This is a genomic window from Streptomyces sp. OR43, assembly GCF_008042275.1.
GTDB lineage: Bacteria > Actinomycetota > Actinomycetes > Streptomycetales > Streptomycetaceae > Streptomyces.
The window spans coordinates 155,680-171,621 of record NZ_RDBK01000022.1; the positions used below are offsets into that span (position 1 = coordinate 155,680).

At 72.1% G+C, this 15,942-nt stretch carries 15 protein-coding genes and 1 pseudogene; 9 read left to right on the forward strand and 7 right to left on the reverse strand.

Going from position 1 to position 15,942, the window contains the following annotated elements; translation table 11 throughout:
• Positions 1–6 precede the first annotated feature (6 nt).
• From EAO72_RS10505 to EAO72_RS10525, 5 genes are read right to left on the reverse strand one after another with little or no spacing between them, the layout of a single operon-like run.
• On the reverse strand, positions 7–1,371 hold the full coding sequence (locus EAO72_RS10505; protein WP_148016987.1) for an STM4012 family radical SAM protein: 1,365 nt from the start codon (positions 1,369–1,371) through the stop codon (positions 7–9).
• Entirely contained in the window at positions 1,368–2,183 is an 816-nt protein-coding gene (locus EAO72_RS10510; RefSeq protein WP_148017225.1) for an STM4013/SEN3800 family hydrolase, read from the reverse strand. Before EAO72_RS10510 ends, EAO72_RS10505 begins: the two co-directional genes overlap by 4 nt.
• Positions 2,184–2,223: 40 nt before the next feature.
• Entirely contained in the window at positions 2,224–3,366 is a 1,143-nt protein-coding gene (locus tag EAO72_RS10515) for an STM4014 family protein (RefSeq protein WP_148016988.1), read from the reverse strand.
• Positions 3,347–4,321: an STM4015 family protein gene (locus EAO72_RS10520; RefSeq protein WP_148016989.1), complete on the reverse strand. Its 975-nt coding sequence runs from the start codon at positions 4,319–4,321 to the stop codon at positions 3,347–3,349. The genes EAO72_RS10515 and EAO72_RS10520 overlap by 20 nt, the downstream gene beginning before the upstream one ends.
• A 7-nt stretch (positions 4,322–4,328) precedes the next feature.
• Positions 4,329–5,282 (reverse strand): STM4015 family protein, encoded by a 954-nt coding sequence (locus EAO72_RS10525; protein WP_148016990.1) that lies wholly within the window; start codon positions 5,280–5,282, stop codon positions 4,329–4,331.
• Between the two features lie 175 nt (positions 5,283–5,457).
• Between EAO72_RS10525 and EAO72_RS10530 the strand changes: the two genes are divergently transcribed.
• Together EAO72_RS10530 and EAO72_RS10535 are read left to right on the forward strand one after the other, a co-directional pair.
• Entirely contained in the window at positions 5,458–5,784 is a 327-nt protein-coding gene (locus EAO72_RS10530) for a hypothetical protein (RefSeq protein WP_148016991.1), read from the forward strand.
• Positions 5,785–5,919: 135 nt separating this feature from the next.
• A complete protein-coding gene (locus EAO72_RS10535; RefSeq protein ID WP_148016992.1) occupies positions 5,920–6,921 on the forward strand; it encodes a DUF6745 domain-containing protein in 1,002 nt (333 codons plus the stop codon).
• 27 nt (positions 6,922–6,948) lie between these two features.
• Here EAO72_RS10535 and EAO72_RS10540 read toward each other — a convergent pair whose 3' ends face one another.
• Both EAO72_RS10540 and EAO72_RS10545 read right to left on the reverse strand, forming a co-directional pair.
• A complete protein-coding gene (locus EAO72_RS10540) occupies positions 6,949–7,539 on the reverse strand; it encodes a TetR/AcrR family transcriptional regulator (protein WP_148017226.1) in 591 nt (196 codons plus the stop codon).
• 107 nt (positions 7,540–7,646) lie between these two features.
• Positions 7,647–8,855 carry a glutamate dehydrogenase gene (locus tag EAO72_RS10545; RefSeq protein WP_148016993.1) on the reverse strand — a complete coding sequence of 403 codons (1,209 nt, stop codon included), beginning with the start codon at positions 8,853–8,855 and terminating at the stop codon, positions 7,647–7,649.
• A 319-nt stretch (positions 8,856–9,174) separates the two neighbouring features.
• Here EAO72_RS10545 and EAO72_RS10550 point away from each other — a divergent pair, with 319 nt between their 5' ends.
• From EAO72_RS10550 to EAO72_RS43800, 7 genes and pseudogenes are all read left to right on the forward strand, one after another.
• Positions 9,175–9,615 carry a PPOX class F420-dependent oxidoreductase gene (locus EAO72_RS10550; protein ID WP_148016994.1) on the forward strand — a complete coding sequence of 147 codons (441 nt, stop codon included), beginning with the start codon at positions 9,175–9,177 and terminating at the stop codon, positions 9,613–9,615.
• Positions 9,616–9,714: 99 nt separating this feature from the next.
• Complete coding sequence (locus EAO72_RS10555) at positions 9,715–10,974, forward strand: MBL fold metallo-hydrolase (protein WP_148016995.1); 1,260 nt, start codon at positions 9,715–9,717, stop codon at positions 10,972–10,974.
• A gap of 153 nt (positions 10,975–11,127) precedes the next feature.
• Positions 11,128–12,108 (forward strand): ArsR/SmtB family transcription factor, encoded by a 981-nt coding sequence (locus EAO72_RS10560; protein ID WP_148016996.1) that lies wholly within the window; start codon positions 11,128–11,130, stop codon positions 12,106–12,108.
• A 211-nt stretch (positions 12,109–12,319) separates the two neighbouring features.
• Positions 12,320–13,033 (forward strand): C39 family peptidase, encoded by a 714-nt coding sequence (locus EAO72_RS10565; RefSeq protein WP_148016997.1) that lies wholly within the window; start codon positions 12,320–12,322, stop codon positions 13,031–13,033.
• Positions 13,030–14,025: an alpha/beta hydrolase gene (locus EAO72_RS10570; RefSeq protein WP_148016998.1), complete on the forward strand. Its 996-nt coding sequence runs from the start codon at positions 13,030–13,032 to the stop codon at positions 14,023–14,025. The genes EAO72_RS10565 and EAO72_RS10570 overlap by 4 nt, the downstream gene beginning before the upstream one ends.
• A gap of 407 nt (positions 14,026–14,432) precedes the next feature.
• Positions 14,433–15,692 (forward strand): annotated as a pseudogene (locus tag EAO72_RS10575) (sensor histidine kinase); the annotation flags it as partial.
• A gap of 52 nt (positions 15,693–15,744) precedes the next feature.
• Positions 15,745–15,942, forward strand: a 198-nt coding sequence (locus tag EAO72_RS43800) for a hypothetical protein (RefSeq protein ID WP_187285001.1), incomplete at its 3' end; no start/stop codon positions are given.

Below are 15,942 nucleotides of genomic sequence, written 5' to 3' on the forward strand. Positions count from 1 at the left end.
CGGGGCTCACTTCAGCTCGTACGCGGCCATCGCGGCCCGTACGGCAGGGGAGAAGAGGTCAGGACCCAGCGCGTCGGAGTGAGCGAGTCCTTCGGGCGTCAGGCGCAGCAGGCCGGTGGCCGACGCGCCGCGGTCCAGCCAGCCCCGGGCGTCGAACCGGGCGAGCTCCTCGGTGAAGTCCTCGTCCGGGTCCGTACCGAACCGCTCGCGGTACTCGGACACGCGCAGCCCCTCGGCCTGCAGCACGGACTGCAGGAGATGGCGGCGGCGCGCCTCGTCGCCGTCGGTGAACCGGCCCACCTCGGCGTGCGAGAAGTCCTCGGTGGCCGTGTAGCCGTCGATGATGGCCCGCACCTCACGCATCTCCACCGCGTAGTCGAAGGAGTAGTGCAGCCGCGACGTGTACGAGCGGGCGCCGCAGCCCAGGCCGATCATGCCGTCGGTCTGACAGGCGTAGTCGTCGGGGCCCTCGGCCCGCGGGGCGTCGGCGCGGCGGAACATCCGCATGGACACCTGCTCGTAGCCGCGGTCGAGGAGATGGTCGCGGCCGGCCCGGTACAGCCGCAGCCGCTGCTCGTCCCAGGCCGCGTCCGCCGCGGCCTCGTCGGCGGCCCCGAGCCGGCCCAGCCCGGTCAGCGGACGGACGTAGAGCGGGTAGAGGTACAGCTCCTCCGGCCGCCACTGGAGCGCGGCGTCCAGCGAGGTGCGCCAGCTCCGCTCGGTCTGGCCGCCGATGCCGTAGATCAGGTCGATGTTCAGGACCGGGATGCGGCTGTCCCGGATCAGGCCCAGGGCGCTCTCCACATCGGCGCGGCGCTGCGGGCGGACCGCGGCGCGGGCCTCGGCCTCGACGAAGCTCTGCACACCGATGCTGATCCTGGTCGTCCCCCGGTCCGCGAGGACGGCCAGCCGGTCGGCGGTCGCGGTCGACGGCGAGGTCTCCACGGACAGCGGCACGGACCGCAGGTCGGCGCCCATGCGCTTCTCCGCGATGTCGCACAGCCGCTCCAGCTCCCCGGCCGTCAGGAACGTCGGCGTGCCCCCACCGAACGCGGCGGCGGCGAAGCGCACCGGTTCCACGTCGCCCAGCGCGTCCCGTACGGCGGTCGCCTGCCGGTCCAGCGCGTCGAGATAGCGGGTGGTCAGTTCGTCGGGCGCGCCGATGCGCGTGAAGAGGTTGCAGAAGCCGCAGCGGACCTCGCAGAAGGGTATGTGGAGGTAGAGCGAGAGCGCGTCCTTGCTCTCGCCCGCCCACAGGTCACTCAGCGCGGGCCGCCCGCCCGGGTGACCGGAGAGCCTGCCGTACGCCGTCTTGTGCGGATAGGCGTAGACGTAGCTCTGGTACGGGCGGGTGGCGCGGGGACTGGTCATCGTGCGGTGGCTCCCGGTTCCAGGAAGAAGTGCGCGTACGGAACGGTCCAGACCGACTCGTGACCGAGCCGGTGACCGGTGTAGCCGTCGTCGCCGTACGCCGTGCCGTGGTCGGAGCAGACGATGGCGAAGGCGCGGCGGCGGCTGCTCGCGGCGGCGAAGAGGCGGCCGATATGGGCGTCCACGTACTCCAGCGCGGCGGCATGGGTGGCGCGGCTGTCGCCCGCTTCGCGCGTCGCCCCCGGCCGGTGGAACCAGTTCGGCTGATGCAGAGCCGACACGTTGACGAAGAGGAACAGCCGTTGGCTGTCCGGGAGTTCCCGGACGACCTGCTCGGCGCGGGCCACCTGGGCCTCGAACGACGTGGGCGAGGCCACGCCGAACTCCGGCTCCCAGTGCGCCTCCTGGAACAGCCCGGGCAGCACCGAGCCGAGCGGAGCCTGCCGGTTGAAGAACCCGACGCCGCCGATGCACACCGTGCGATAGCCCTCCCGGGCGAGCGCCGAGACCAGGTCGGGAGCATCGAAGACGAACGTGCGCTCCGCCGTGGTCTCACTGCCCGCGAAGCGTGCGGCGAACAGCCGGGGATGCGGCCCGGGGGCGGCCGGCGTGGGCAGGAACCCCGCGAAGATCGCCTGGTGGGAGGCGTAGGTGAAGCTGCCCGGGGCATGCCGCTCCTCCCAGACACCGCCCGGCAGATGCCGGGCCAGATGAGGAATGCGCCCGGCGGCGGCGAGCTCCACCGCGACGTCGTACCGCAGCGTGTCCAGAGTGACCAGGAGCAGATCGTGGCTGCCCACGACCTCGCTCATGTCGGGGTCGACGGCGTCGCCCGCGACGCCGTCAGGAGATTCAGTGTGTTGCGCTGCCACGGTGGTTCCTTGCTCGGTTCAGTACGGCGGCGACCTGCGCCGCGTAGGTGTCCAGGCCCTCGGCGCCGCTGCCCGGCAGACCGGTCAGTCCAGGCAGCAGATCCCCGAAGGCGTTGACCTCGCCGACGGCGAAGCGCCGCCAGCCGGTGGCGGGCAGCAGATCGACGCCCACGCACAGCGTGTCCGGGAAGGCGGCGGCCGCCCGCTCGCACACGGCCAGCGCCTCGGCCCAGCTCCCGCCCGCCGCCTCGACGGCGGCCCGCACCTCGTCGAGATCGCCGCGCGCACCGCCGAGGTGCAGGTTGGTCATGGGGGAGCGGCTGGTGCGCACGACGGCGTGCGTCGCACGGCCGTCGACCACCACGACCCGCAGATCCGCGGCCCGGCCCCGCTGCGAGGCCTTCGGCAGCCAGCGTTCGATGTGCAGACCGTCCGGCGCGAGGGCGTCGACGATCGCCGCGACCTCGCGCTCGGTCGTGAGGCGGCGGACTCGGAGCGAGTTGTAGAGATGACCGGCCGGGTCCCGCTCGACCGAGGTGGCCGCCCGGATCCGGCCGGGACCGGCCGTCTCCACGGCCATCACCCCGGAGGCGGAGGACCCGTGCGCAAGCTTCACGAACACGCGCGGCAAACGGTGCTCCGCCATGAGCGCACGGACATCGGCCCAGCCCCGCACCGCGGGCGCGCCGGGACCCGACGTCGGCGAAGCGGGCACCGGGACGCCCGCGGCGTCCAGGACCCCGTGGCACCTGCGCTTGTCGAACAGCACGGCGATGTCACCGGGGGTGTCCAGCAGGAGCGCGCCGGCCGCGGTCGCGGCCCGCGACACATCCCGCACGGCGGAGGTGAACCGGGCGTACCAGAGGGCCGAGCCCTCCACCCGCGCCGGGTCGTCGACCCCGCGCAGCAGCCGGTCGACCTCGGGGTCCTCGCCGGGCGACTCGACGCGCACGGTCTCCCCGGGCAGGAAGTCCGCCTTTCCCTCCAGCGTGTCGAGCCACGGCACGGTCCGGGCCCGCGGCAGCCCGGCGGCGCGCACGGCCTCCTGGAACAGGCCGATCCGGCGGTTGCCGGGGTTGCCGACGACCGCCAGACGCGGCGGGCTACTCGCTGACCGCGACATAACGGGGCTCGTCGTCCTCGGGATCCCAGTAGTCCGCTTCGTCGAGATCGACGTGAACACCCTCGCGGGCGCACATCTCCCGGATGCGCGACATCACCGGATCGGTCAGATAGTGGTGGTGCAGATCCAGCGAGGTCAGATGGGTGAGCGGCTGACCGTCGAGAAGCGCCAGGGCGCCCGTGTCACTGAGCGTTCCCATGGCGAGCGAGAGCGACTCCAACTGCGCGACGACCGGGGCGGCGGCGACGGCCGCCGCGATCTCGTCCTGGATCTCGCTGTTCTGCAGACCGAGATGGCGCAGCCGGGGAAAGTTCGCGCCGGAGAGGACGGGCCTCATGTCCTCCACCGTGGCGTCGCCGCCGTACCACGTGGCACCGAACCAGAGCTCCAGCCTTTCCAGCGCGGGCAGTTCACAGCCACCGACGGCCCGGACCACATGGCCGGGCAGGCCCCCGGACTCGAACCTCAGCGACTTCAGGGTCGGATGCCGCAGGGGACGCAGGCTCAGTTTTCCCAGTGTGTGGTCGGCTTCCCCGCCGCCGCGCACCACCAGTTCCTCAAGGTGGGGAAACGCCTCGATGAGGTCGGTGACGTCCGACATCTGCAGCCAGGACACCTCGCACTCCTCGCCGGTGACATCGGCCAGGAACAGCCCACGCAACGCGGGGAAGCGGTCCGCGTCCGAGGCGATCAGCTCCGCCACCGGGGCGAACGAGTCGTAGCCTTCCGCCCACCAGGGGCCGATCAGCAGAGCGCGGATCCCCGCCGGCTCGACCGTGTCGAGGAAGCGTTGCCAGAGCTCCGGGAAACCCGGCCCTTCCCACGCGCAGTCCAGCCGCCAGGCCACCGCACCGGCGTCGGGCCAGGCCGCGGGGCCCGAGCCGTCATCTCCAGACAGCTGCGGGGTGAAGACGGGGAGACCGTGGAAGGTCTCCGGGTGCTCGATATCCGTCATCGCGCCCTCACTCCGCCACCGTGACGTACCGGCCCGCGGCGCCGAGGTCGTCCCACGGCTCGCAGCGCTCCGACAGGTCCACCCGCACGCCGTGCGGCTCCAGGGCCTCCGTGACCCGGCGCTCCATGGGCTCGGTGAGGAAGTGGTGGTGCAGGTCGAGGGCGTCGAGGTGGGTGAGCGGCTGGCCCTCGAGCAGTGCTGCCGCGCCCTCGTCGCCGAGGGTGCCGCAGGACAGATCGAGCGTCCGCAGCCGGGCCACGAGCGGGGCCGAGGCGACAGCGGTCGCGATCTCGTTCTGCAGCTCGCTGTTGCGCAGACCGAGATGGTGCAGGGCCGGGAAGCGCGTCCCCGACAACAGCGGCGCCAGATCCACCACGTTGGCGTCGCCCCCGTACTGATCGACACCCAGCCACAGGACGAGCAGCTCCAGCGACGGCAGTTCACTGTCCAGGACCCCCCGCACCACCTCCACCGGCAGACCGCCGGTCTCGATGGTCAGCGCACGCAGCCTCTCGTGCTTCGTGGCCGGGAAGGCGAGCTTCGATCCGCCGCGCACGCCCAGCTCCACCAGCGCGGGAAACGCGGTGAGCAGCGCGGTGACATCGCTCTGCTCGATCCAGGAGATCTCCGCCTCCTCCGCCGTCAGATCGCCGACGAACACCGCTTCCAGCGACGTCAGCCGCTCGGCGGCGGCGATGACGAGACCGATCGGATACGACGACGTCTCCTCGTACGACTCACCCCACTGCCCGATGATCAGCGCACGCACACCGGCCGGGTCCACCTCGTCCAGGAACGCGGTGAACTCCTGTTCCCAGGTGCGGTCCTCGTCCTCGTACGGCTCGATCGAGACACGCCAGGCCGCCGCGTCGGCGGCCGGCCGGGGGCTGTCGCTCGTCCCGGACTGGAAATCGACGGCCGGAAGGCCGAGCAGCTCGTGCAGGTGGTCCGCGTCGGACATGGCTCCGGGCTCCTGATGACGGCAACGGATTGATGTCCGCAAGGTCTATCAAGACCCACTGACAACGGGACGGCCGGGCCCCGCCGACCGCGCTCACCGGCCGATTGTCAGACCCCCGTCGTAGCGTTTTCCACGTGGCCGGCACAGCGGGTGCCGCTGCGGAGGGGAGACGTCTGTGTACCGGCAGGGCGACGTACTGATCATGGCGCTGGAGGAGTCCGCGGTGCCCGCGAACCTCCTGGAAGCGCCGGGCGAACTGCGCGACGGGCGCGGCCGGCTGGTGCTCGCGCTCGGCGAGGTCACCGGACACGCGCACGCGGTGCCGGGGCCGGGGCGGCTGATCAGGGAGGGTGGCGTGTTCGGCCCGATGCTGCTCCACCTCCCCGACGGCGGACGCGTGGTGCATGAGGAACACGCGGTGATAACGCTGCCGAAAGGGTGGTTCAGGGTGGTGCGCCAGCGCGAGTACGCACCGGGTGCGGTCCGCGTCGTCGCCGACTGAAGGTCCGCACACCTCCAGCAGCTCAAGACCATCAGGGTACCGGGATCACGGTATGACGGGCCCGCGGGACCGCGAGGCCTCGGGATCAGGGGACCGCGGATCACGGAACACAGGGAACAGGGGACGGGGAAACCGATGACGTACGTGGACTCATGGCGGGCCGTGGCGGCGGCGACCGGCGCTGCGGACCGGGCGGCGGCCGAGGACGGGGTACGGCTCGCCTACCGCGGCGCGGGGCTGGCCGAGCCGGTCGAGTTCGTCTGGGCCGATTCGCCCAGGGCCGCCGTCGAGGCGGTGGAGAAGCTGACGGACCCGGGACGGTCGGTCCGTGACGAGGTAAGGACCCGGCCCTGGGCGGACGAACGGCGCCGGATGTACGACGAGTTGGGCCCGGCCGGCTGGTCCGCGCTGTGGTCCGCCACCGGTGCCCAGCTCTGGGAGACCACGTCGGCGCTCGCCGACCGCATACGGGCGGGGGTCGTCGCGGACCTCACCGTGAAGCCCGAGGACGCGTCGGATGTCCGGCTGGTGCTCCTGGACGCCGTGCTGGGGCAGCACGACGCGGCCTGGCTCGCCGCCTTCGACGGCAGGGGGGACCGGCTCGAGGGACTCGCGGCCGTCGCGAGGAACGCGGGCTGGTGGTGGCCCTACGAGCGCACCGTGGTGATCAGCGAGCGCCCCGAGACGCTGCATCGCGACGAGGCGGGCCGACTCGACAGCGGCGCGGGCCCCGCACTCGCCTACCGCGACGGCTTCGCCCTGTACGCCTGGCGCGGCATGCCCGTGCCCGCCGAGTTCCTCGCGGAGCTGAGCACCCTGACTCCCGAGCGGATCCGTGCCGAGGAGAACGCGGAACTGCGCCGCGTGATGCTGGAGTTCTACGGGTATGACCGCTATCTGAGCGAGTCGGGGGCCGAGCCGGTGCACCGGGACGAGACGGGAGTCCTCTGGCGGATCGCGCTCGACGGCGACGAGGACGTGGCCATGGTGGAGGTCGTCAACTCCACCCCGGAGCCGGACGGGACGCATCGCACGTACTGGCTGCGGGTGCCGCCGCGCACCAGGACCGCGAAGGAGGGCGTGGCGTGGACGTTCGGGCTTCAGGGTGACGCCTACGCGCCTGTGCGTCAGACCTGACGTACGTGAACCACCGTCAGGCGGCCGTCATCCCGCCAGGGTCGCGTGGTCGATGCCCAGTTCGCGGGCGAGAGCCTCCTCGGTCCACTCCAGCATCGTGGCCCGGGACAGCGGCCCCGCGTACGACGTCATCTGCACCGCCAGGCCGTCCAGCAGCGCGGTCAGCCGCCAGGCCACGGACATCGGGTCGTCGCACTGGAACTCGCCCGCGGCCGCCCCCTCTTCGATGACCTCGGCCAGCTCCGCCTTCCACTGCTGGTCGAGATCGCCCGCGACATTGCGCAGCGCCGGGTCGCGGAGGGAGGCGGCCCAGCCCTCGATCCACAGCCGCCAGCCCTTGGCCTGGCCTGTGGGCGCGTACCAGCGCACGGCGGCGCGCAGCCTGCGGACCGCGGTGGTGCGCCGGCTCAGGAGCTTGCGCAGATGGGCGAGATCGGCTTCGGCGGCGTGCGCGAACGCGGCGGCGACCAGCTTCTCCTTGGTGGAGAAGTGGTAGAGCACAAGGGCGTTGCTCACGCCGAGTACGGACGCCACATCGGCGATCCGTACGGCCGCGACACCCCGTACCTCGATCTGCTCGACGGCAGCGCGCAGCAACTCCTCGCGTCGCTCCGCCACACCCAACCGCACTCTTGCCACGGCGTCACCCTAACCAATGCCCGTTCCGGGCAGGCCGGGGCGGGGCGGGAGACGGGGTGTCCCGCCGCCGGCGGGCACTGCCCCGGTCAGCGGAACCATCCGAAACGGTCGGCCATCACCGGCAGCCGGTCGGCGACCACGGCGTGCGCCGCCGCACGCGGAGTGCAGCCGTCAGCCGCGGCGCGGGCCAGCACGAGTTCGATGAGGGCGCGCATGGAGTGCCGGATGTGGGCGAAGGCCTCGTCCGCGTCGGCGCCGATGTCACCGAACAGGGTCCACCACCACCAGGCGTTGGTAGCGGAGTTGACGACCACATCGGGAAGAACCGTGATCCCGCGCGCGGTGAGCAGCGCTTCCGCTTCCGGCAGGACCGGCATATTGGCCGCTTCGACGACCCAGCGGGCCGTGATCCGGGCCTGGTTCGTCGGATCGACGGCATAGGAGACCGCGGCGGGGACGAGCACCTCCGCGTCCTGGTCCAGCCAGGCGTCGGCGGGCAGTTCCAGGTCGGTGCCGCGCAGCGCGCCGCGGTCCACCGTGCCGTGGGAGTCGCGGGCGGCCAGGAGTGCCTCGACGTCGAGACCGGCCGGATTCGCGATCGTCCCCTTGACGTCGGCGACGGCGACCACCCGCAGGCCGGCCCGGGACAGGAACCGGGCGGTCGCCCCGCCCATGGTGCCGAGCCCCTGGATGGAGACCCTGGCGTCGCTGTGCGCGACGCCTGCCCCGTCCAGTGCGGCGAGCGCGGACTCGGCGACTCCGCAGCCGCCGGCCAGCTCGTCCAGGCCGATGCCGTCCACCTCGACGGCGAAGGCGTCGGCCAGCCGCCGCCGCGCTCCGGCCTCGTCGTCGAGCAGTGGGTAGACCGCCTGGACGGTGGAGACGAGACCGGCCTCCGTGGCCGCCCGGTCGACGAGGTCCTGGCTGAGCCCCAGGTCCTCGCCGGTCGTCCAGACACTCTCCACGTACGGACGCACCGCCCGCAGGAAACGCACCAGGATGCCGTACGCCGCCGGATCGCGGGGGTCGCAGTCGATGCCGCCCTTCGCGCCGCCGAGCGGTATGTAGCGGGCCCCGGTCCGGTCCGCGTCGAAGTGGAGCGCTTCCTTCATGGTCATGCCGCGGGCCAGCCCGGCCACCTCGTCCAGGGTGCAGCCCGCCCTCATGCGCAGCCCGCCGCTCGACACCCCGCGCACCAGCCGGTCGACCACGAGATGGCCCCGGCGGCCGGTGACGTGGTCCGTCCAGGTCAGTGAGATCAACGGGGCGGGCGGGGACATCGGTGGTGTCGTCATCGGGGGCTCTCCTCGGTCACGGCGGTCGGGACGGGACCGGGCGGGGACCGGGATTCCGGGGGGTCCGACCCGCCGCCCCCGAGGCCGGCCGACGATCTTTTACTGAATCGCCAGTCAGTATTGGGAGCCGGGAGCGCACTGTCAATGCGGCCCGTGCCGCACGTCGTGCCGGTGGCCGGAGTCCGCCGCCGGGCCGGGCGCCGGCCGTGCCCCGGCGGCGGGTACCGACCGCGCCCGGCGGTGGCTGGATCCCGACCCACGCGGAACGAGTCGCCACCGGATGCGGAATCCTGCGGGCGGACCGGACGTTGGATCCGGCATGACGGGATTCGATGCACGGCAGCAGACACTGCTACGGCTGGTCGCCGAGGAGGACGGCGGTGTGCTGGTGACGCTCCGGCGGGACGGCAGACCGCAGCTTTCCAACGTCAATCACTTCTACTACCCCGACGAGCGCATCGTCCGGGTCTCGGTCACCGAGGGCCGGGCGAAGACCCGGAATCTGGCGCGGGACCCGCGGGCGAGCTACCACGTGACCAGCCAGGACCGCTGGGCCTGGACGGTCGTGGACGGCACGGCGGAGCTGAGCCCGGTGGCCGCCGATCCCGACGACGCCACGGTGGCGGAGCTGATCACGCTGTACCGCGACGTCCAGGGCGAGCATCCCGACTGGGACGACTACCGCAAAGCCATGGTCAGGGACCGGCGGATCGTCCTACGGCTCCACGTCGAGCATGTGTACGGGCAGCAGCGTGGCTGAACGGGTCCGTCCGGAGCGCCATCCCGTTGGGTGCTCCGCTCTCGCGCAGTCGTCCTCCCTGTCCATAATGAGACGATACCGACTCCCTCAGGAGACCTTGTGACCGGCGCTGACTCCAAGCCTTCGCTTCGCACCAGACTGCGTGCGCTGCGTCCCGCCGCCTTCGGGGCCGACCCGGACGGCGCACGCATGGAGCGCATCCGCAGTTCCCCCAACTTCGCCGACGGGACCTTCCAGAACCCGGTGGGGGCGAGGATCAGGCCCTCCGGGTCGGCCCTGGAGTTCGCGAAGGTCTACTTCCGCAAGGAGGAGCGGGTCCTCAGAGCGCCGACCGGGACCGTCCCCGTGCACGCCACGACCCTCGCCGACCTCGCCGAGCCGCCCGCCTCCGGTCTGCGGCTCACCTGGATGGGGCATTCCAGCGTGCTCGCCGAGATCGACGGACGGCGCGTGCTCTTCGACCCGGTCTGGGGCGAGCGCTGCTCACCCTTCGACTTCGCCGGGCCCAAGCGGGTGCACCCCGCGCCGGTGCCGCTCGGCGCCCTCGGCCCGGTCGACGTGGTGGTCATCTCGCACGACCACTACGACCACCTCGACCTGCCGACCATCCGCTCCCTCGCGGACACCGCCACGGTCTTCGCGGTGCCGCTCGGCGTCGGCGCGCACCTGGAGCGCTGGGGCGTGCCATCGGACCGGATCCATGAGCTCGACTGGAACGAGTCCACGACCGTCGCCGGAATCAGCCTCACCGCCACTCCCGCCCGGCACTTCTGTGGCCGTGGCCTGCGCAACCAGCAGCACACCCTCTGGGCCTCCTGGGCCGTGGCCGGGCCCGAACACCGGATCTACCACAGCGGTGACACCGGCTATTTCCCCGGGTTCAGGGAGATCGGCGCCGAGCACGGCCCCTTCGACGCGACCATGATCCAGATCGGTGCGTACAGCCAGTACTGGCCGAAGGACCGGACGGACAGCAGGCCGGAACCCGGCGCCTGGCCGGACATCCACATGAGCCCCGACGAGGGGGTCCGGGCCCACCTCGACCTGCAGGGCGACGACCCGTCGGCGGGCGTCATGCTGCCGATCCACTGGGGCACGTTCAACCTCGCCCTCCACCCCTGGGCCGAACCCGCCGAATGGTCCATGCGCGCCACGCAGTTCGCGGGGGTGACGATGGCGGCCCCGCGACCGGGCCAGCCCTTCGAGCCCGCCGATACGCCGGCCGTCGAGCCGTGGTGGCGCGGTGTGGCCGCCGAACCGGCACCGGGATGGGGCAACTGGCCCCCGGTGCACGTTCAGCTTTCCGGCGGAGCCAAGGCCGCGGCCGCCCCCGACCTCGACCGGGCTCCCCAGGCGTGAGCCGCGCGGCACCGGCCGCCCCGCTGACCGCGTCCTCTCCGGGGCGATGCTGCGACGGGGCGGCGGCCGGTGCCGCGACGCCCGTGCAGGGTGGACGGCGATCGAACGGCGGTACGCTGCCCGCGGAGGAGTTCACATCCCGGGGGAGCGGCCATGCTGCGGGTGCACTTCACGTCCGAGGACCTGGCGAGGGTCAGAGTCGCCCCCGGCCCGGACTTCCTCTGGGAGATCAGCAACAGCGTCCAGACGCTTCAACGGCGCGACGGTGAAAGGGTGTTCGGCACCTGGCGCCGTTGGGTACGGCCACGGCTCTCCGGCACCCCGCGGCTGCTCTCCTCGCTCCTGCCCCCACGCGGCTACTCGCCCGATTTCCTCACCCCCACGACCGGCGACCGCGCCACGCTGCAGGCAGCCCTCGACACCTTGATGAGCACCCCGCGGCCACGGCTGCGGACCGACCTGACCCATTTGGCAGCTTCTTTCCAACTGCCGAGCTGGGTGGGATCGTTGGCCGGAGGAGACACCGATACGCTCCGCCGGCTGGGCGGAGCGCTGGGTACGTACCAGCGTGAGGCCCTCGCTCCGTACTGGCAGCGCGTCCACGCCCACATCGACGCCGACCGCGCCGTCCGGCTGCACAGTCTGCTCGACGGAGGCACCGAGGGCCTGCTGAACGGACTGGGACCGCAGTTCCGCTGGCGCCCGCCCGTCCTGGAAGTGGCCTATCCCGTCGATCAGCAACTGCACCTGTGCGGACGGGGTCTCGTGCTCCAGCCGTCGTTCTTCTGCTGGCCGACGCCGATCACGCTCGCCGACGGGGATCTGCCGCCCGTTCTCGTCTATCCCATTCATCACGCCGCGGACTGGGCCGGACCCGCCGCCCCCGCCCCCGGGCCCCTGGGGCCGCTCCTCGGGCACACCCGTGCGGGCATCCTGCGCGCCACCCGCACGGGCTGCTCCACCGTCGAGGCCGCCCGCCTCCTGGCCGTGACGCATCCCGCGGTGAGCCAGCACCTGAACGTACTGCGGGCGGCGGGGCTGGTCGCCACCGTACGCAGGGCCGGACGCTCCTTCCATATCGCGACGGCGGAGGGCAGGGCCCTGCTGGCCGCCGAGGAGCGGGCCGGCGGCTAGCGCGTGGAGCGTGACGTCCGGAGCGCGGGCCCCGGCGGGTGGCGGTGCGGAGCCGTGACGAGCCATCAAGTACCGGCGTAAGCCAGGACTTTCACCGCTTGCGCCCTCCGTGCGGCTACGGCGATGCTGATTCCCGCTGCCCCGCACAGCTGGGCACACCGCAATGCGTTTCTGCCCGCAAGGCCACCCCCCACCCTCCTCAGGAGCCTTCATGCGCAAGAGACTTGTGTCCACCGCGATCGCCGTKGCCGCCGCCGGAGCCTTCCTCCAGCCCACGCAGGCCCAGGCGTCCCCCGCACCGCACCCCGCGTCCGTTTCCGTGCTCGCCCACGGCTCGAAGGCCGGAACGGCGGTCGTCAGCGGGCAGAACAAGGCCGGCACCCGGCTGGACGTCGCCGCCGGCCGTACGCAGAGCGCCCACTGGCTGCAGATCGACTACCAGGTCCAGGAGACCGGCTACTGGTGCGGGCCGGCGGCCACCCGTATCGCGCTCTCCGCCCGGATGGCACCGCCCAGCCAGGGAGACCTGGCCTGGCAGCTCGGCACCACCCAGAACGGCACCGATCACATCGGCCAGGTCACGAACGTGCTCAACTCGAACCTCGGCGGAGGCTGGTACGAGACCAAGGAGATGCCGAACGACCCGCCCACCCAGGCCCAGCGAGACCTGCTTTGGTACGACATCGTCTTCGACATCGACCGCAACTACCCCCTGGTGGCCAACATCGTCGCCCCGCCCGGCAACCAGCCGCCCGGCTACCCGTCCAACCAGACGATCTACCACTACTTCACCGTCTTCGGCTACGACGAGGTGGACCGCACTGTTCTCATCGCCGACCCCGCGTCCTTCAGCGGTAACCAGATCTACTGGATCTCCTTCGACCAGCTCGCGACGCTGATCCCGCCGAAGGGCTACTCGGCATGAGCGCGCACGGGTACCGCCCCACGCGCCGGGGCCTCATCAGAACCGCCGGCGGCCTTTCCGCCGCCATGGCGCTGAGCGCCGGGAGCGTCCTCGCCACGGCCACGTCAGCCAGTGCCGCGGGCGACGGCTTCGGGCTGCGCATCGTGGACCGCGACGAGGTCGACCCCCGTATGCGGTACTACCGCTTCGCGACCGACGCCGTCGGCTGGGACCCGGCGGTCAACGTCCTGCTTCCCGACGGCTACCACGCCGACGGCCGCCGCTACCCGGTCCTCTACCTGCTGCACGGAGGCGGCACGGACCAGGACTTCATCACGTTCGACCGCGCGGGCATCCGGGCCTGGACGGCGGGCAGGCCGGTCATCGTCGTCATGCCCGACGGCGGACACGCGGGCTGGTACTCCAACCCGGTCAGCTCCAACGCCGGGCCCCGGAACTGGGAGACCTTCCACATCGCCCAGCTGCTGCCCTGGATCGACGCCAACTTCCGTACGTACGCCGAGTACGACGGCCGCGCCGTGGCCGGGTTCTCGATGGGCGGCTTCGGTGCGCTGAAGTACGCGGCCAAGTACTACGGCCATTTCGCCTCGGTGAGCGCCCACTCCGGCCCCGCCAGCCTGCGCCGTGACGCGGGCCTGGTCGGTCACTGGGCCAACGCCTCCTCGGCCGCGGTGGAACTGGCCGGCGGCACGGTCTACGGCGTTCCGCTGTGGGACGAGGCACGGGTCAGCGCCGACAATCCGGTCGAGCGGATCGAGAGCTACCGGAACAAGCGGGTCTTCCTGGTGGCGGGCACCAGCCCCGACCCGGTCAACTGGTTCGACCAGGCCAACGAGAACCAGGTGCTGGCGGGACAGCGGGAGTTCCGCGCGCTCCTCGGCGCCGCGGGCATCCCGCACGAGTGGCACGAGGAGCCCGGCGGGCACGTCTTCCGCGACTACATGTTCCGGCGCGACCTCGACGGCATCATCGCCCGGCTCAGGAAGGCGTAACAACCCGCAGACTCCGCACGGCGCAGCGTTCTTCCGTGCTTCGCACGGCATCGTGCCCCCGCACACCCGGCAAGCCCCCTCGGGACGATCGAGGGGGCTTGCCGCGTCCGTGAGCGGCACCCCGTTCCCGGTCCGCGCTACCGCCGATCGGGTGCCGGTTCACCGGGAATCCCGCCGACGAATTCGGTCGCTCGTACGAGAGGTCATACCAGAGCGGGACGGATGGCGGGCAAGTTCCACAACTGCCCGTCGCACCCTCGCACCGGGCGACTACCGTGTGTGCCCGGTGATCAACGGTGGGCTCATATTCTCCGAGCCTGCCCGGCCGATGACCCGAGAATGACCGACCACCGTAGGTGCCTCCACATGAACGCCGATGCCTGGGGCCCCACGTACCGAGGACGCTGATGTCTCAACTTCGCGCACCCGAAGCGCGACCGGAACGACGAGAGGGCGGGCGGCACGGCCGACCGGGTCCCCGTTCCCACTCGGCCGCGGCCAGGCCGCGCGCTGCCCGGCCGTCTCCCGAGGCGCGCATACGCCCTCAACTCCTGCGCACCGCGGTGCTGCCGGCCGTCGCCGTCGCACTGGCGGGCACCGCGGCCGTGATCTTCACCGCCCGCTCCGGTGGCGTCCGCCCGTCCAGGGAGCTCTGGATCGCGTTCGGCTCCGCGGGCACGCTGGCGGTAGCCGCGATGGTGGCCGCCTTCCTGGCCGCCAACCGGGTCGCCACCACCGTCCTCGGCCGCTGCCTGGCCCTGCGCCGGGTCAGCGTCCAGGGCCAGGCCGATCTGCAACGGGTGGTGGAACAGCTCCGCAACGGTGAGCCCGTGCCCGCGCGGCGCGCCCCGCAGCCCGTCGCCCCCGGCAGCGACCCCTTCGAACTGCTCGCGCAGGAGCTCGGACGCCAGCAGGACGGAGCCGTGGCCGCCGTCGTCCAGGCATCCCGGCTCTCCCGGCTGTCCGAACACACCGGCGAGGACCAGAAGGTCGAGGTCTTCGTCAATCTCGCCCGCCGGCTGCAATCGCTCGTGCACCGCGAGATCCAGCTGCTCGACGAGCTGGAGCACCAGGTCGAGGACCCCGATCTGCTCAAGGGGCTCTTCCACGTCGACCATCTGGCCACGCGCATCCGCCGGCACGCCGAGAACCTCGCCGTCCTCGGGGGCGCGGTCTCCCGGCGGCAGTGGAGCAACCCGGTCACCATGACGGAGGTGCTGCGCTCGGCGATCGCCGAGGTCGAGCAGTACCCGCGCGTCAAACTCGTCCCGCCGATCGACGGCACCCTCCGCGGGCACGCCGTGGCCGACGTGATCCACCTGCTGGCCGAACTCGTGGAGAACGCCACGGTGTTCTCCGCCCCGCAGACCCAGGTCCTGCTCCGCGCCCAGCGCGTCACCGCAGGCCTCGCCCTGGAGGTGGAGGACCGGGGCCTCGGCATGCCGGGCGACGAGCAGAAGCGGATGAACGCCCTGCTGGCCGACCCCGACCAGGTCAACGTCGCCCGTCTGCTCCAGGACGGCCGGATCGGCCTGTTCGTGGTGGCCTCGCTGGCCCGCAGGCATGGCATCGCCGTACGCCTCCAGAGCAACATCTACGGTGGCACCCAGGCCGTCCTCGTCCTCCCGCAGTCCCTGCTCGGCGCCGACGAGGAGGCGCCCGCCGAGGCCGCCGGCGGGCGAGATTGACGAAGACCTCGACCTTCTGGTCCTCGCCGGTGTGTTCGGACAGCCGGGAGAGCCGGGATGCCTGGACGACGGCGGCCACGGCTCCGTCCTGCTGGCGTCCGAGCTCCTGCGCGAGCAGTTCGAAGGGGTCGCTGCCGGGGGCGACGGGCTGCGGGGCGCGCCGCGCGGGCACGGGCTCACCGTTGCGGAGCTGTTCCACCACCCGTTGCAGATCGGCCTGGCCCTGGAC

Excerpts from the sequence above, each read along its gene's own strand:
- EAO72_RS10550 (WP_148016994.1), top strand. The coding sequence starts at position 9,175 with ATGACGGGATTCGATGCACGGCAGCAGACACTGCTACGGCTGGTCGCC.
- EAO72_RS10525 (WP_148016990.1), bottom strand. The coding sequence starts at position 5,282 with ATGTCCGACGCGGACCACCTGCACGAGCTGCTCGGCCTTCCGGCCGTC.
- EAO72_RS10515 (WP_148016988.1), bottom strand. The coding sequence starts at position 3,366 with ATGTCGCGGTCAGCGAGTAGCCCGCCGCGTCTGGCGGTCGTCGGCAAC.
- EAO72_RS10535 (WP_148016992.1), top strand. The coding sequence starts at position 5,920 with ATGACGTACGTGGACTCATGGCGGGCCGTGGCGGCGGCGACCGGCGCT.
- EAO72_RS10545 (WP_148016993.1), bottom strand. The coding sequence starts at position 8,855 with ATGACGACACCACCGATGTCCCCGCCCGCCCCGTTGATCTCACTGACC.
- EAO72_RS10520 (WP_148016989.1), bottom strand. The coding sequence starts at position 4,321 with ATGACGGATATCGAGCACCCGGAGACCTTCCACGGTCTCCCCGTCTTC.
- EAO72_RS10510 (WP_148017225.1), bottom strand. The coding sequence starts at position 2,183 with ATGAGCGAGGTCGTGGGCAGCCACGATCTGCTCCTGGTCACTCTGGAC.
- EAO72_RS10505 (WP_148016987.1), bottom strand. The coding sequence starts at position 1,371 with ATGACCAGTCCCCGCGCCACCCGCCCGTACCAGAGCTACGTCTACGCC.
- EAO72_RS10570 (WP_148016998.1), top strand. The coding sequence starts at position 13,030 with ATGAGCGCGCACGGGTACCGCCCCACGCGCCGGGGCCTCATCAGAACC.
- EAO72_RS10560 (WP_148016996.1), top strand. The coding sequence starts at position 11,128 with ATGCTGCGGGTGCACTTCACGTCCGAGGACCTGGCGAGGGTCAGAGTC.